This window comes from Bradyrhizobium centrosematis, assembly GCF_045571495.1.
GTDB classification, from domain to species: Bacteria; Pseudomonadota; Alphaproteobacteria; order Rhizobiales; family Xanthobacteraceae; genus Bradyrhizobium; species Bradyrhizobium centrosematis.
Window position 1 is genome coordinate 1,695,445 of sequence record NZ_CP120703.1, and the last position, 13,269, is coordinate 1,708,713.

General features: G+C 61.5%; 16 protein-coding genes and 1 pseudogene. 11 read left to right on the plus strand and 6 right to left on the minus strand.

Annotated elements, in window-relative coordinates; translation table 11 throughout:
* Positions 1-260: 260 nt before the first annotated feature.
* From P6U31_RS08115 to P6U31_RS08125, 3 genes are read right to left on the minus strand one after another with little or no spacing between them, the layout of a single operon-like run.
* Positions 261-1,268 (minus strand): tyrosine-type recombinase/integrase, encoded by a 1,008-nt coding sequence (locus tag P6U31_RS08115; RefSeq protein WP_407187694.1) that lies wholly within the window; start codon positions 1,266-1,268, stop codon positions 261-263.
* Entirely contained in the window at positions 1,265-2,185 is a 921-nt protein-coding gene (locus P6U31_RS08120; protein WP_407187695.1) for a tyrosine-type recombinase/integrase, read from the minus strand. Before P6U31_RS08120 ends, P6U31_RS08115 begins: the two co-directional genes overlap by 4 nt.
* Positions 2,179-3,387, minus strand: a complete 1,209-nt coding sequence (locus P6U31_RS08125; protein WP_407187696.1) for a tyrosine-type recombinase/integrase — start codon at positions 3,385-3,387, stop codon at positions 2,179-2,181. Before P6U31_RS08125 ends, P6U31_RS08120 begins: the two co-directional genes overlap by 7 nt.
* A gap of 609 nt (positions 3,388-3,996) precedes the next feature.
* On the opposite strand from P6U31_RS08125, the gene P6U31_RS08130 reads away from it, so the two are divergent.
* Positions 3,997-4,296, plus strand: coding sequence for a DUF736 domain-containing protein (locus P6U31_RS08130; RefSeq protein ID WP_407187693.1), 300 nt, complete (start codon positions 3,997-3,999; stop codon positions 4,294-4,296).
* A gap of 165 nt (positions 4,297-4,461) precedes the next feature.
* Positions 4,462-4,635 (plus strand): annotated as a pseudogene (locus tag P6U31_RS08135) (DUF736 domain-containing protein); the annotation flags it as partial.
* A 204-nt stretch (positions 4,636-4,839) separates the two neighbouring features.
* Here the strand turns inward: P6U31_RS08135 and P6U31_RS08140 are convergent.
* Both P6U31_RS08140 and P6U31_RS08145 read right to left on the minus strand, forming a co-directional pair.
* Positions 4,840-5,607 carry a hypothetical protein gene (locus P6U31_RS08140; protein WP_407187697.1) on the minus strand — a complete coding sequence of 256 codons (768 nt, stop codon included), beginning with the start codon at positions 5,605-5,607 and terminating at the stop codon, positions 4,840-4,842.
* 6 nt (positions 5,608-5,613) lie between these two features.
* Positions 5,614-6,585, minus strand: a complete 972-nt coding sequence (locus P6U31_RS08145; protein WP_407187698.1) for a competence protein ComEC — start codon at positions 6,583-6,585, stop codon at positions 5,614-5,616.
* Positions 6,586-6,837: 252 nt separating this feature from the next.
* Here P6U31_RS08145 and P6U31_RS08150 point away from each other — a divergent pair, with 252 nt between their 5' ends.
* Together P6U31_RS08150 and P6U31_RS08155 are read left to right on the plus strand one after the other, a co-directional pair.
* A complete protein-coding gene (locus tag P6U31_RS08150) occupies positions 6,838-7,563 on the plus strand; it encodes a hypothetical protein (RefSeq protein WP_407187699.1) in 726 nt (241 codons plus the stop codon).
* Between the two features lie 114 nt (positions 7,564-7,677).
* Positions 7,678-8,802 (plus strand): XRE family transcriptional regulator, encoded by a 1,125-nt coding sequence (locus tag P6U31_RS08155; protein WP_407187700.1) that lies wholly within the window; start codon positions 7,678-7,680, stop codon positions 8,800-8,802.
* A gap of 130 nt (positions 8,803-8,932) precedes the next feature.
* Here P6U31_RS08155 and P6U31_RS08160 read toward each other — a convergent pair whose 3' ends face one another.
* Positions 8,933-9,184: a helix-turn-helix domain-containing protein gene (locus P6U31_RS08160; RefSeq protein ID WP_407187701.1), complete on the minus strand. Its 252-nt coding sequence runs from the start codon at positions 9,182-9,184 to the stop codon at positions 8,933-8,935.
* A gap of 161 nt (positions 9,185-9,345) precedes the next feature.
* Here P6U31_RS08160 and P6U31_RS08165 point away from each other — a divergent pair, with 161 nt between their 5' ends.
* From P6U31_RS08165 to P6U31_RS08195, 7 genes are all read left to right on the plus strand, one after another.
* On the plus strand, positions 9,346-9,618 hold the full coding sequence (locus tag P6U31_RS08165) for a DUF2285 domain-containing protein (RefSeq protein WP_407187702.1): 273 nt from the start codon (positions 9,346-9,348) through the stop codon (positions 9,616-9,618).
* A 165-nt stretch (positions 9,619-9,783) separates the two neighbouring features.
* Entirely contained in the window at positions 9,784-9,978 is a 195-nt protein-coding gene (locus P6U31_RS08170; RefSeq protein ID WP_407187703.1) for a transcriptional regulator domain-containing protein, read from the plus strand.
* 79 nt (positions 9,979-10,057) lie between these two features.
* Positions 10,058-10,555: a DUF2285 domain-containing protein gene (locus tag P6U31_RS08175; RefSeq protein ID WP_407187704.1), complete on the plus strand. Its 498-nt coding sequence runs from the start codon at positions 10,058-10,060 to the stop codon at positions 10,553-10,555.
* A gap of 130 nt (positions 10,556-10,685) precedes the next feature.
* Positions 10,686-10,967, plus strand: a complete 282-nt coding sequence (locus tag P6U31_RS08180; RefSeq protein ID WP_008561544.1) for an AlpA family transcriptional regulator — start codon at positions 10,686-10,688, stop codon at positions 10,965-10,967.
* Positions 10,968-10,989: 22 nt separating this feature from the next.
* Positions 10,990-11,871, plus strand: a complete 882-nt coding sequence (locus P6U31_RS08185; protein ID WP_407187705.1) for a replication initiator protein A — start codon at positions 10,990-10,992, stop codon at positions 11,869-11,871.
* 289 nt (positions 11,872-12,160) lie between these two features.
* Positions 12,161-12,625, plus strand: coding sequence for a DUF2840 domain-containing protein (locus P6U31_RS08190; RefSeq protein ID WP_407187706.1), 465 nt, complete (start codon positions 12,161-12,163; stop codon positions 12,623-12,625).
* Positions 12,622-13,134 (plus strand): S26 family signal peptidase, encoded by a 513-nt coding sequence (locus P6U31_RS08195; RefSeq protein WP_407187707.1) that lies wholly within the window; start codon positions 12,622-12,624, stop codon positions 13,132-13,134. Before P6U31_RS08190 ends, P6U31_RS08195 begins: the two co-directional genes overlap by 4 nt.
* The last annotated feature ends 135 nt before the right edge of the window (positions 13,135-13,269 follow it).

The window sequence follows — 13,269 nt, forward strand, 5'->3', positions numbered from 1 at the left end:
GCGCGCGATCCGCCAGCAAAAAGGCCGCTATGGACGTGGGCCCAACAGCCCGACAGGAGGGCACCGGCTCAAAATCTTCAACCGCGGTGATTGCGACACCACCACGGCAACAGGAGCGCGATCGAGGCACGGCGGTTGGATTCCGCCGTCCCCGATCCAACGGAGAAGTGCGCGATGCTCATCCAGATGAGCACCGGCATGCCGCCGCGTCGGATCTGACCCAAGGAATGCCGCAGTGACAGTAGTCAGCTCGGCGTCTCTCACCCCGAAGATAGAGATGTGTCCTCCAGCAGCGAGGCGATCAGCGCGTCTGGTGCCTTGAACCGTCCGCGGCGCAGCTCGGGCGGAATGACCGCTTCCACCGCCTCGAGCTTTTCGGATGGATCCATGCGGAGGTAGACCTCGGTCGTGCGGATGTCGGCATGCCCGAGCCACAGGGCCACTTTCCGGATGTCGCGAGTGGCCTGTAGCATGATGACCGCGCAACTATGCCGGAGCTGATGCGGGGAGACGCTCCGATGACGCAGCGATGTGCAGGTCTCGGCCGCCTTGCTGACGTGCTTGTCCAGCACATACTCGAAGCCCGCACGGGTCATGGGCTCATTCTGTGCATTGACGAAGAGCTCCGGGACGCGAACCGCGCCCCTGACGCTCAGCCAGGCGCGGAGATCTCGCGCCGTTTCCTTCCAGAGCGGCAAGCAACGTTCCTTGCGGCCCTTACCCCGGATCATCACGCTCGCGCCGTGTTGGAGCGACAGGTTTTGGGTCAGGACGCCGACCAGCTCCGAGACCCGCAAGCCTCCGGCGAAGCAGAGGTGCATCATTGCCCGGTCGCGCACGCCGGATCGTGTGGCAAGATCGGGGGCGTCGAGGATCGCGCGAACTTCCTCCATCGTCAGATGGCGGATGAGCTTCTGATCGTGGCGTTTGACCGGGATCGCATGGACCCGGCCGATCTGCTCCAAGGCGGAGGGCACCTTGTGTTCCACATAACGCATGAACGTCTTGATGGCGGCGAGTCGCAGGTTGCGCGTGGCAGCTCCGTTCCCTCGCTCCTGCTCGATATGGGCTAAGAAGGCGACGATCAACGGTGCGTCGAGGTCCTCGATCGTCAGCAGTGATGGGCGGGTGCAGAGCCGCTTCGCAGCGAAGTCGAACAGCAGCTTGAAGCTGAACGCGTATGTCTCGCAGCTCTGTGGACTGTAGCCCCGCTGGTGGGGCATGTAGTCGCGCAGGAAGCCGGTGATGAGAGGGCCGAGTTTCGTCATGCGACGCTCTCCCCGACCAGCATTTCCGCCGCCGAGGCGATATCCATCATCATCTCCGGCGTCGCCTGGAGATACCAGTAGGTGTTCCGGATATCGGCATGGCCCAGATAGGTCGACAGGGCTACGAAGTGCCGGGCGACGGCACTACGTTCAATGCCGCATTGCTCCAGAACCCGGGTTGCGAAGGTATGGCGAAGATCATGGATGCGAGGCTGCCGGCTTCGCTTCGGCGCAATCCCTGCCTGTCGCAAGATGCAGCGGAATGTGTAGTTCACAGTCGTCGGGAACATCTTTCGGTGCTGGACCGATGGGAACAGCCAATCACTTTCGCCGGCGCGTTGGCGGCGAACGTCAAGATAACGCTCAAGCGCCCCGATGACCGTCGGATGCAGTGGCACGAGCCGGCTCTTGCAGAACTTGGTCTCGCGGATGTACAGCACACCGTCAGGCTGGATGTCGTCGAGCTTGAGCGCGAGCGCCTCCGAGACGCGTAGTCCCGTGGCGGCGATCAACCCGAACAGCATGACGTAGAGCTGGCGCCGCAGCGGATTGGGCCTCTGATGCCGAAGCTTGGCGGCGGCATCGAGGATGCGGGCGATCTCGTCCGGTGTGTAGATATAGGGGATCGGCCGCTTTTCCCGGCCTCGCGTAACGTCGGCGCGTGGGATTTCATGCCGAGAATCTTCGGCATGCAGGAAGCGCGCAAACAGGATCAGGTCTGTCAGGCGCCGTTCGCGCGCGATAGGCGTGCGAGCAACCGTTGCCAGCCAGGCGAGAACCGATGCGGCGCGGATATGGGTTTCGCCGTGCGCTGCAGCGAAGCGCGCGAAGGCGCGAAGATGCCGTTCAGCCTTGACCAGCTTATAGCCGAGCGTTCGGCGCAGAGTAATGTAGCGGTTCGCGTCGTCGCTCAACATGGCAGCCTCCCACCCCAAGGCTGTGCGATCTCCGACAGCAGGCCGATGTCCACCTTGGCATAGAGCGCCGTGACCGACGGCGAACGATGCCGCAGGACGGCGCCGACGCCGGCAAGAGTGGCGCCATTGCGCAGCATTGCTGTCGCGGCGGAGTGGCGCAGAACGTGGGCACCTCGATGAGCGCTCTTGACGCCGGCCCTGTCGAGTGCGCGGCGCACGATGCATTTGACGGCGAAGCGGCTGAGCGGACGGATAGGCGCCGCACTCGTCAGGAACACACGTGTCGTCGCGATGCGTGGTCGTGCCCGCTCGATATAGGCGATGATCGCATCGCCGATCTCCTGGGTCAGCGGGAGGCGCTCTTCGCGCCGGCTTTTGCCGGCAAGGCTTATCCGGCCAGTCGCCCAGTCGATTTCGTCGAGGGCGAGATTGGCAACTTCGCTCGCCCTCAACCCCAGCCGGGCAAGGAGGAGGATGACGGCCCGGTCGCGCAGGCGGTCCTCGCCGTCACACGCGGCAAGAAGGCGATCGAGGTCGCCCTGCCCGAGGAAGCGCGGTGTCGTCGCCAACTGCCAGCTTGCAAAACTCGGAACTGCATGTTCGCGGCCGACCGGGCATTGCCCGATCGCCACAAGATACTTGAGGTAGGCGCGCGTCGCGACGGTGATACCCTGCGCCCGTCCGCGTCCATGAGGCTTCGCGCGATCGAGCACGAAGCTGCGGATGGCGGCGGCCGTGTAGGCGCTCGGAGCAGTACCAAGCGCGACCAACAGATCGACCAGGATCACCTGATAGGTATCGAGCGTGGAGTCCTTGATGCCGCGCTGCTCCCGCATCCACCGGCGGAAGGCAGCGAGCGTCGGCCAGGTCTCCTCCAGCGACGGCCGTCGCTCCGGCGGAAGGACGCCCATCTCGCGCAGATGGGTGATGAACAGGGCGGCCGCGCCCTGCGGTGCACGCGCCGTCTTGCTACCCCGGAACACCGATGCCGATGCAGCGAAGCCGGCGGTGAGCGTTTCGATCTCAAAGCCAGCCGCACGCACCCAATCGCCCCACAAGGCAAGGACGCGCACCACCTCGATTATGGTTGCCGGCGAGTAATTCCGCTGAGCAAGCCAAACCTTGAAGCCGTCGGCATGGGGCTGTAGCCAGTTGATCCGAACATCCACACTCCGGCGATGTCTGCGCTTTCGCTTTGTCACTCTGTTTTCCTTCGATTTGCTTGTTCACGCCGGAGACGTCCGGCGCGTCGAGCAAACCGAAGGTTGCGATGCCATTCCATGCAAAAGGCGTTTCTTCTCGCACAATCCCCGCGTCCGGGCCGTGTGTCAGGCACGCGCCGGAACGGCCTCACTCAGCGGCGTCATGTTATCCTGCCCGTGCCGCACTCTCGCTGTTGCTGCTGGCGCGCATAGGCCGGTTCTTCGCGTTCTTACGTGCGAGGCCTAACGCGTGCATTGCACAGGAGAGCAGAAGGCTGCCGCGACGCGTCCGCAATCACCGCGGTTGAAGATTTTGAGCCGGTGCCCTCCTGTCGGGCTGTTGGGCCCACGTCCATAGCGGCCTTTTTGCTGGCGGATCGCGCGCCACAATACGCTCGCTGCGCTCACCGACCTTTACCCGCAATGGCTCTTCGCGATCTTCTTCCCCTGCCGCCAAGCGGCGGCATTCCTCGCGAGGCAACAAGATCGCTCAATCCGCCATCCTCCGCTTCGCTGCGGGCCAAGGCTGCGGGACGGTCGTTGCGGCGCTCAGAGATCGCCATCAAGGCCGCGATGGTCGCGGGCTTGGAACAGCAACAGGAGATTACCATGGCTCAGATTGGCACCTTCACCCGCTCTGAAGACGGCTCGTACACCGGCACCATCAAGACGCTCTCGCTCAACATCAAGGCACGCTTGCTTCCGACCGAACCCTCCGAGAACGAGAAGGCTCCGAACCTGCGCGTGATGTTCCGCGACGTCGAGATAGGCGCCGCGTGGCAGCGGACCTCCAAGGACAACAACACCGTTTACCACTCGGTGAAGCTCGACGACCCATCCTTCCCGGCGCCGATCTTCGCCAACCTCGTCGCGGTCGATGACGGCTACGCATTGGTCTGGTCGCGGTGATCCGCAAGCTTGCGGCGCCTCGCCTCGCGCGGGGCGCCGCGGCTCCTCTTCACGAGATTATGCGGAGTGCCGCGCTGGACAAAGTCCCGAAAAACCTACGTTCACGGCACACCGCCCCGCATAACGCTCTGCTCCGCATAATCGGCCTTATGCGGTGCGCCGCATAAAGCCGAGATCGGCGCAGCCTGGTCGAAGCGTTCCGAGGAGGGCCGCGATTACCTCTCACTCAAGCTCGACGACCCCTCGTTCAACGCGCCGATCTACGCGAACCTGTTCGACGACGAAGGCGGTGAAGGCTACACCCTGCTCTGGTCGCGGCCGCGCAAGACCGGCGAGTAAGAGCGCCTCACCAAGCCCCGTCCGAACAGATCGGACGGGGCTTCTAAAAACCCGGCTACAGTCTTTACCTCGTGCATCTAGGCATGCAGCCCTATTTTCATTTCCACAAGCTCGCGCCGCTTCGGTAAGATGGATGAAGCCAGGCACCAAGCGGATATCCAAGCCGCGGCCGAGAGCGGCAAGAGTGGCGCGTCGGATCCGCGCCTAGGATCGATCCATCGTCGCCAACAACGCCTCAGCGTACTGCTCGGCACCGGCCGTGACCCAGGCGTCGGTGACAGCGAAGGCCCAGGCGAGGCTAGCCAGAAGGTCAAAGATAACCGAGCCCCAGATCGCCGGATTGGCCGCCTCGCGGAGCTGTGTCACGAAGGGACGAATGTCGCCCAGAGTATGGGGCCAAGAGTCGAGCTGGAGCCCAACGGCGCCCAGCGAGGTAAGCAAGGCGATGATGGCGCCGAGAAGGCCAAATGCCTTCATTCCTCGCATATTGCGGCGAAAGCCGTATTGGGCGTTTTCCTTGTCGACCAGCGGCGCCTTCCCGCGGACATGCTCTTTCAACCATTTGATGGCGGACGCATAGGCCGCATCAGCGGCATCTGGGTCCGATCGCTCGGCGGCCGCGGAAGGCAGTACCAGATTGGGAGCGTGATGCCCCAGGTAACGATGATACCGATCCCTCGTGTGGGGATCGAGCCGGCTCGCGTGACGCAGCAGATACGTGGTCGGCCAACCACCCCATTCCTGCAGCACGCGCTGCTCCACCCGCTTCCCACGGCTACGCGCGATTGAGCTGAGCCAATACAACAGGCCGCATGATGTCGCGATTGTCAGCAAAGTCGAGCCGATGTGGGAGGTCAGGAGCTCGGGAAACCAGGCCAGCGCCGTCACCAACGGCGCGAAGATCGTCAAAAGGGCGGGGAACAGCCGAGCCTGGCGGCTGTAGCCGTCGAAGAGGTTCTTCAGCTCTTCCATGCCAGCTCAAGCCTCTTGAACTTCGGGATAATCCATCGGGATGGCAGCTGACCAACCCCGCGCCGGTGCCCCTCTTTGCGTACGTACGCCGCCGCCTTCGGTGGTGATGACTTTCCCACCGCGATGGATCATGGCGCGAACAACCGAATTCCTCGGATGATCGTCATCGGCCTTAGCGCAGCTGATCACGGCGACGAACGTGCCGGACTGGGCTCTCACGGGCAACCGAGGGCCAAGAAGCTCGTCGAGCAGCTGGGTGGTGACGTTGTGCCGACCGCCATGATGCGGCACCTGAAAGCGATCGATGCCGGGCAGGACGAGACCGACATAAGGTGCATACTCGATCACTTCCCTGAGGCCAGCGCGTCCGGTATCCCCGGTGAGCATGATGCGCTCACCGTTGAGCAGCGCATACTGGACCACGCTCATCTCGTTCTCGGCGCTGGTGTCTGAGCCTGGAAAATATTCGTCGCCCCAAGCGGCACGCACCAATGCTGTCGCCTGGCGAGCAGCATCGGCGATGAAGCTGGTGGCCTTCGCGAGCAGGCCATCCTCGGCGCCTTCAGGCGTCTTGTTCGATTCGACGACCAGGTCCTTGAAGCGCGCCGGCGTCGGCGCCATCACATGGAAGGCGCCGATGAGCGCGCCTTGGAACGGCTCATAGATCGGGATGCCGCGCTTGATCGCAATATCTTCGAGCGCGGCGAGGTTGCTGTAAGCCGAACGAAAGCGACTACGGAGACGGTCGACGTTGTTGTAGGTCGGAAACCGCGGCAGCAATTCCTGGGCGTACATCCACGGCCGCAGCATCCAAAGAGCGCCGACATCGAAGCTCTCGAGCACGGACTGCAGCCCGCCGGCATGGTCTCCGTCATTGTGGGTGCAGACGACGTTGTCGATGAAGCTGGGATTGCCGTAATACTTGTTGATGTGGTCGACCACCGACTGGCCGGTCATCTGATAGCCGCCATCGACCACGTGGATGTAGGTCTCCCCGCCGAGCTGGTAGCGGAGGCAGATGGCGTCGCCGCTGTCTTTGGCTTCGACATCCAAAAAATCGATCTCAAAAAAATCTGGCAAAGGAACCTCCGCGGCTGTGGACAGCCGGCAGCAGGGACAGACGCCGCGCTGCCGTGAGCAGCCCTTATAGGGTATAATCGGACGAATTTTCTTGCTTTACGCAAAAATATACGATCAAAATCGTGTTATGTGCACGAATCGAGGAACCGCATGACCGCTCCCCTTCGCCTCCGGCTGCGCCGCGTGTTGCCCAGATCTTTGATCCTTGATCTTGAGGATCGCATCAAAGCCGATGCGCTGCACGCGCATGAAGTCGTCCGCGATGGCTTTGAAGGGCTGACGCCAGTGCGCGCCCGCGCCATCGAAGGGCAGGCCCGCTTCCGCATCTGCGAGCAGGGTTTCGAGGAAGTCTGCGCCGAGCACGGCGGTCACCTGCTCGAAGGCGGCGTCATCCCGAAGACGGATTTACGGGTGCACCAGCCGTTCATGCGCTTTGAGCATGAAGGGCAGGGGGTCATCTTGGCGCTGGCCAGCATGCCGGAGAGCGGCACCCTGCCGGCGAAGAACAAGTCACGCCTGGCCGGCGTGACTGTCAACTACGAGCTCTCGCTTCGGCTGGATTTCGACGGTAAGGGGCCGAAGATCGGCGACATCTTTGTCACCCTGTTGGTTGCCCGCGACCGCGACCGCGCCGGCAAGATCGAGGAGATCGCGATCGGCGTGATCGAGTCCAGCTACGAGGGATTCCTTTACTACGAGAACATAAGCTCGTTCCTGGCCGATGACGGCGATGTGGAACCCGATGCTCCGGCGCCGACGCCCATTGCGCCGCCGACGGTTGACCAACCGAAGGTTACGTTGAAGAAGGGTGTGAAACCGTTTGTGCCGCCTGAGGCACCCTCGGCCAACAATGAGGAGGGTGATGCCCAAGGCTGATTTCTCCTTCGGGCAAAGGCAACGTTCGACATTGGTGAATAAATGCGAGTAGGGACCCCCGGATTCGTGCCGGCGCGTCTGACCGAAATTCGGGCAGCGCGGCGGCTAACAAGTATGTCCGCTTTGGCGCGACGTCTTGGCGTTAATTCGAGCAGCGTCACGCGCTGGGAGGACGGCACAAGCGCGCCGGATGCTGAGACCATGACGGCGTTGACGGAGACGCTCCAGGTTCGCCGGGAATTTTTTCTTCGTCCAACTTATGAGAACGAAAACGCACTCTTCTACCGCTCGTTGTCCTCGACGCTTGTACGCGACATCAATTACCAGGAGTCGCAGCTACGATGGTTGCAGGAAATCAGCTCCATCCTGCAGCACTATGTCGACTTCCCGGCGGTCGATATCCCCGATGTGCTCGCTGGCGCAAGCTACAAGCAGCTGCGCGACGAAGATATCGAACGTATCGCGCTTGATCTGCGCCGACATTGGAAGATTGGAGAGGGGCCATGTACGGACATGGTCGCTTTGCTGGAACGGATCGGGGTTATCGTCGGCTCGATTGAAATGGGCACCGCCAAGCTTGATGGCGTTTGCACCTGGTCTGCGTCGGAGGGACGGCCGCACATACTCTTGGCGACCGACAAGATGTCGTTTCCGCGTCGCCAGATGGACGCGGCCCACGAGCTGGCGCATGCCGTCCTGCACCGGCGCGTGTCTCCCGAAGAGCTACGCAAGGATCTCAAGCAGATCGAAGTGCAGGCCTTCCGTCTCGCAAGTGCGTTTCTGTTGCCGTCGACCACTTACCCGCGCGAAGTAAAGCGCGCGTCGCTCGCCGTGTTGGAGACCTTGAAGGAGAGGTGGCGCGTGTCCATCAAGGCACAAATCAAGCGGCTTAAAGATCTCGAACTTATTCCCGAAGGCTATGATGTCGATCTGTACAAACTCTATTCCGCCAAGGGTTGGAATCGAGAAGAACCACTTGACGATGCCTGGCCACTCACAGAGCCGCGCATTCTCGCAAACGCTTTGAACCTTATCGCCGACGCAGGCGTTCGCACAAAGGCCGATTTGCTTGCGGTCGAATTTACGATGTCCGCCGGCGACATCGAAAATTTGGCTTCACTACCAGCCGGCTGGTTTTCTGCGCCAGCAGCTGAAGTTGTTCAACTCAAAGCGCCAGCTGACCGCGAAACGCCCTTCGAGCGAGGGCAAGGCATCGTCGTTCCCTTTGCACGGAAGTAGATCTCACCCGCTCAATGAGTACACAACCTACCTAGCTCGTATGTCGCGCTTTTATGTACAATACTGCTTTTGTGCCCGTCGCAAGCATCTTAAAGCCGTTCCGATGCGACATAATGCGGCTGCAAATCAATCACCGCCGTTTGCCTAGTCTTGGTCGCTCGTCTCGTGCCTCATCATCTGGCAGGACTAGATCGACATGACTAACGCCCAGCGTGCTGGCGAGTTCGAATAGAGTGACGACAGTTGGATTGCGACGGCCGCGCTCAAGGTCGCTGATATACTGTTGGGTGAATCCGGACACTTCGGCGAATTTCTCCTGCGTGAAGCGCCTCTGCTTCCGCAGTCTTGCGAAATTCCGGCCGACCAACTTGCGCATGTCCATCGGCGCAAATTGGAGCTTTACATACTATGAGGTTTATCTCCTATAGTATGTATTTCGACCTGTCGGCTGGCCCGTTAGTTCGCGATGGGGCTAAAATGAGACATGCGGACGATCTTGGCCAACCGGGGAATTAGAATCATTCGCTGCTTGTTGGGATGTCTATGACAAAACCGCAACTAGATCCCGATGTCGCGGATGTCGCGCCGAGCGAGCCGACGTTGACCGCGTATGACGAGCAGCGCCTCGTCACGTACATGCGCCTTCTGCAGGCGGAGGGTGAGGGGGCCGACTGGCGCGAAGTGGCTCGAGTGGTCTTGCATATGGACCCAGAGCGAGAGCCGGACCGTGCGCGCAGCGCATATCAGAGTCACCTTGCGCGGGCCAAATGGGTGACTGAGCAAGGGCGCCTCTTACGCGGCACCGGCTCAAAATAGAAGAAAATCGCCGGCTGACGACTTGCAGGCAGAACTATTTTCTTTTGCTGATCGGTGGTCATTCCGGTGCACCACGTGGTGCCAAACTAGGGGCTTCCTACAACCGCTTCGTTCATACCTATTGCGCCGCAATCGTTGTTAGTTGTGTGCAATGGGGCGCAAGCAATGCCTGAATTCGACTGGCGGTCGCCGGAATCTTACGAGAGCCTACAAGACGCGGACGTCACCGACATCGCCTGGGAATGTCTCCGTCGGAACCCTGACTATCGGCGTGAGTATGAAGCGATGATCGCGGAAAGTCCGAACGGCGAAGTCACTGGCGAATTCAGGAGGAAATGGGGTATCTGCTTTCGCCCATGACCCGCAGAGGTCCTTCGACGAGCAGACGATCTTTTGGACGCCCGAGGTTTTAACGGCGGTCGTGCCGGTCAAGGTAGCAATGGCCGACGACGGCAGGGCGCCGTCTCAGCCGCTGCTTGATCTTACGGCAGGTCAGATACGGCGCGCCGCCGACGGCTGGCACGCTGTGCTGCGCATCGGTGCAGTAAATCACCGTGTCTGGTCCAAGGACCCGCCGGTGCTTGGCGCGTCATACGCAGCCGAATTACCGTTTGACGGCGATTTCGGCGCGCGTGCCTATGCAGCCCGACGACTATGGCGCGCGATGAGTGGACGCGTGCCAGGTCCTGCTTTTCATCAACTATCTAGACAGCGGCGCGAACGCCTGAGCGCTGCGATCCGCGCGCTCGATGCGCATAGCGCCGGCGGCAGTTACCGCGTTATCGCCGAAGCTCTGTTCGGCAAAAAGCGCATCCCCGACCGCGCCTGGAAGACGCATGATCTGCGCAATCGAACAATCCGCCTGGTGCAAGGCGGCCTCGCATTGATGCGCGATGGTTACCGCAAACTTCTGCGGCCCGGTCGCAAGGACGAGTAGCGCATCCCGAGGGTGCCGAAAATCGACCCCTCGATGTTCGGCATCCCCCTCCGAAACCGCGCTCCTCCATGATGACCGCACACACGCTGGCCTAGCCAAGCGTAGTGCGCTGTCCTCCTGGAGTTCTCAAATGCCCGATCCGATGGCCGGTCTTCCCCCGCGATTCCTGCGTACACCTGAGGCGGCGCGCTATCTTGGCCTGTCCGGCCGCACGCTGGAGAAGCACCGCACGTACGGTACTGGGCCCACGTATCGGAAGATCGGCGGACGTGTTGTCTACGCTGTCGATGACCTGAAAGCATGGGCCGACCGCGGCGCCAAGACATCGACCTCGGACCCTGGGAAGGGAACGGTGCTGCCGGCCAAGAAGCATCCCGCGCTGCGCCCTTATGCCGGCCAAGAACGTCGCTGATCACCACGGAAGGACTGTGATCATGCGGCGCAAACTCCATTCCGAGCGCGATCAGCTTGAGCTCTTTCGGGCGCTGCCCGGCGATCTTGCACCCCGTGATGCGCAGGATCTGATGGCTTACCCGTTCTTTTCGCTCGCAAAGACGAAACGTGTCGTGCCGATCGATTTCCGTGCCGGCGCGATCGCAATTCGTGTCGAAGCCGTGCCGGAACACGGTATGGCGACCATTTGGGATGCAGATGTCCTGATCTGGGCTGCGTCCCAGATCGTCGAAGCACGTGACGCAGGCTTGAAAACGTCGCGCCTGATGGCTGCAACGCCCTATGAGATTTTGACGTTCGTGGGCCGCGGCACCAGCGCGCGTGACTATGACCGCCTGAAGGCAGGTCTTGACAGGCTTCAGTCAACGACAGTGCTGACGTCGATCCGTCAGCCGGCAGAACGACGGCGACACCGCTTCTCCTGGATCAACGAATGGAAGGAGACATCAGATGCAAACGGCCGGCCATTTGGGATCGAGCTGATTCTGCCGGATTGGTTCTATGCCGGCGTCATCGATGATGCGCTCGTGCTGACGATCGATCGCGCCTATTTCGATCTGACGGGCGGACTTGAGAGGTGGCTTTACCGCCTCGTGCGCAAGCACGGCGGACGCCAGGAAGGCGGCTGGAGCTTTGACCTTGTGCATCTCCATGCCAAGTCCGGCATCATCTCACCGCTCAAGCATTTTGCTTACGACGTACGTCAGATCGTCCAGCGCCAGGCATTGCCCGGCTATCAGCTCGTGCTCGCGCGCGATCGGAACGGCGGCGAGCGACTGAACTTCGCGACAGCGCCTGTTGATCCCTTAACGGCTCGCCTGCGCCGGCGCGGTCTCATTCCAAATCCGGAGGACAGCCTGTGAATCAGCTCGTGCTATCGGGGACCGCAAACCTCGTGCTATCGGGGACCCGATCCTCGTGCTATCGGGGACCGGAATCGAGCTTAAGAGCTTGTTTTCCCACGCTTTCCAGCCGCTCTAACTTTACTAACCAGAAATCCTTCGGATTTCTTCTAACGGACCAGGAGGAAAGTCGCGTTGGCGGCGCCCGGAAACGGCAGTTCGACAGTCCAGCCTGCCTTTGCAGGCCATACACACTCTCCACCGAGGCCCAAGCTCTCGGCTGCCAGCTCCAGCGTCGGGGTGCCGCCGCATGAGCGACCTCACGGAAGTGGAAGTGTTGTGGCTCGAGAAGCGTATCGAAAACCGCATTCGGTTCGGTCGTATTGTCAAGGAACGGAAGCTTGATCGACATCGGCGTGTCCTGTCATTCGCGCAGGGCAGCATCTTTGCCTTCGTCCGGTGGACCTCCAACGACTTTGGCACGATCATTTCGCGCATCGACATCTTGCGCGCGGTCGCTCCGGGACAGCGCTGCTCGACCATCCCATATGTGACACCCGGCGGAGAGATTTTGCTGCGTCTGTCCGGCTGGCCGAAGACCGAACGGGTGTTGCAGATGATCGATGCCATAGAGGCGCTCGGCATCGATCCCGCTGACGTCGCGCCTGATCATTGGCATCACGTTCACAATCGTCTGTCCGTCAACGAAAACCCGCGCCCATATACGAAAGCGCGGCACCAGGCCTGGCTTCATCGCCAAAGGGTGATGCGATGATGGGCTCCCTGAAGATACTCATCGCGACGTTTGGAACTGCCGCTGCGCTCACCGCGACGATCGTTCTGGAGCCGCTTCCGCTTTACATCTGGAACGCATCCGCGAGCGTGCCGATCGGCCTCTACAGCCTCCGACCGGCGGACCAAATCCAAGTCACTGAGTTGGTCGCCGTGCAGCCGCCGGAGCCGCTCGCGACCTTCCTCGACCTTAACGGCTATTTGCCCATTGGCGTCCCCATGCTGAAGCGCGTGCTTGCTCTTCCTGGGCAGACCGTTTGCAGAACCGGCCTCACGATCTCGGTCGACGACATTGCAATGGGCGAGGCGCGGGACCGCGACGGACGCGGGCGGCCGCTGCCGAAATGGCAGGGCTGCCGCGTCGTCGGCGACGGCGAGCTGTTTCTGATGAACTGGCAGTCGGACGACTCTCTAGATGGCAGGTATTTTGGATTTCTTCCGGCATCCAGCGTGATCGGCCGTGCGCTGCCGGTGTGGACGTGGGAGGATTGATCGTGCGTATTCGACGTGTCTTCCTCGCCATTCCTCTGTTCGATCGATCGCGGGGCCTTTCCTCCGTCCCGGCCAACGCTTGCAGGGTCGGCGCGCGCCGCGGCAGTCTGGGGCGGCCGCATGACCGGCGCGATG

Excerpts from the sequence above, each read along its gene's own strand:
- P6U31_RS08115 (WP_407187694.1), bottom strand. The coding sequence starts at position 1,268 with ATGACGAAACTCGGCCCTCTCATCACCGGCTTCCTGCGCGACTACATG.
- P6U31_RS08120 (WP_407187695.1), bottom strand. The coding sequence starts at position 2,185 with ATGTTGAGCGACGACGCGAACCGCTACATTACTCTGCGCCGAACGCTC.
- P6U31_RS08130 (WP_407187693.1), top strand. The coding sequence starts at position 3,997 with ATGGCTCAGATTGGCACCTTCACCCGCTCTGAAGACGGCTCGTACACC.
- P6U31_RS08140 (WP_407187697.1), bottom strand. The coding sequence starts at position 5,607 with ATGGAAGAGCTGAAGAACCTCTTCGACGGCTACAGCCGCCAGGCTCGG.
- P6U31_RS08150 (WP_407187699.1), top strand. The coding sequence starts at position 6,838 with ATGACCGCTCCCCTTCGCCTCCGGCTGCGCCGCGTGTTGCCCAGATCT.
- P6U31_RS08155 (WP_407187700.1), top strand. The coding sequence starts at position 7,678 with ATGTCCGCTTTGGCGCGACGTCTTGGCGTTAATTCGAGCAGCGTCACG.
- P6U31_RS08160 (WP_407187701.1), bottom strand. The coding sequence starts at position 9,184 with ATGGACATGCGCAAGTTGGTCGGCCGGAATTTCGCAAGACTGCGGAAG.
- P6U31_RS08165 (WP_407187702.1), top strand. The coding sequence starts at position 9,346 with ATGACAAAACCGCAACTAGATCCCGATGTCGCGGATGTCGCGCCGAGC.
- P6U31_RS08170 (WP_407187703.1), top strand. The coding sequence starts at position 9,784 with ATGCCTGAATTCGACTGGCGGTCGCCGGAATCTTACGAGAGCCTACAA.
- P6U31_RS08175 (WP_407187704.1), top strand. The coding sequence starts at position 10,058 with ATGGCCGACGACGGCAGGGCGCCGTCTCAGCCGCTGCTTGATCTTACG.
- P6U31_RS08180 (WP_008561544.1), top strand. The coding sequence starts at position 10,686 with ATGCCCGATCCGATGGCCGGTCTTCCCCCGCGATTCCTGCGTACACCT.
- P6U31_RS08185 (WP_407187705.1), top strand. The coding sequence starts at position 10,990 with ATGCGGCGCAAACTCCATTCCGAGCGCGATCAGCTTGAGCTCTTTCGG.
- P6U31_RS08190 (WP_407187706.1), top strand. The coding sequence starts at position 12,161 with ATGAGCGACCTCACGGAAGTGGAAGTGTTGTGGCTCGAGAAGCGTATC.
- P6U31_RS08195 (WP_407187707.1), top strand. The coding sequence starts at position 12,622 with ATGATGGGCTCCCTGAAGATACTCATCGCGACGTTTGGAACTGCCGCT.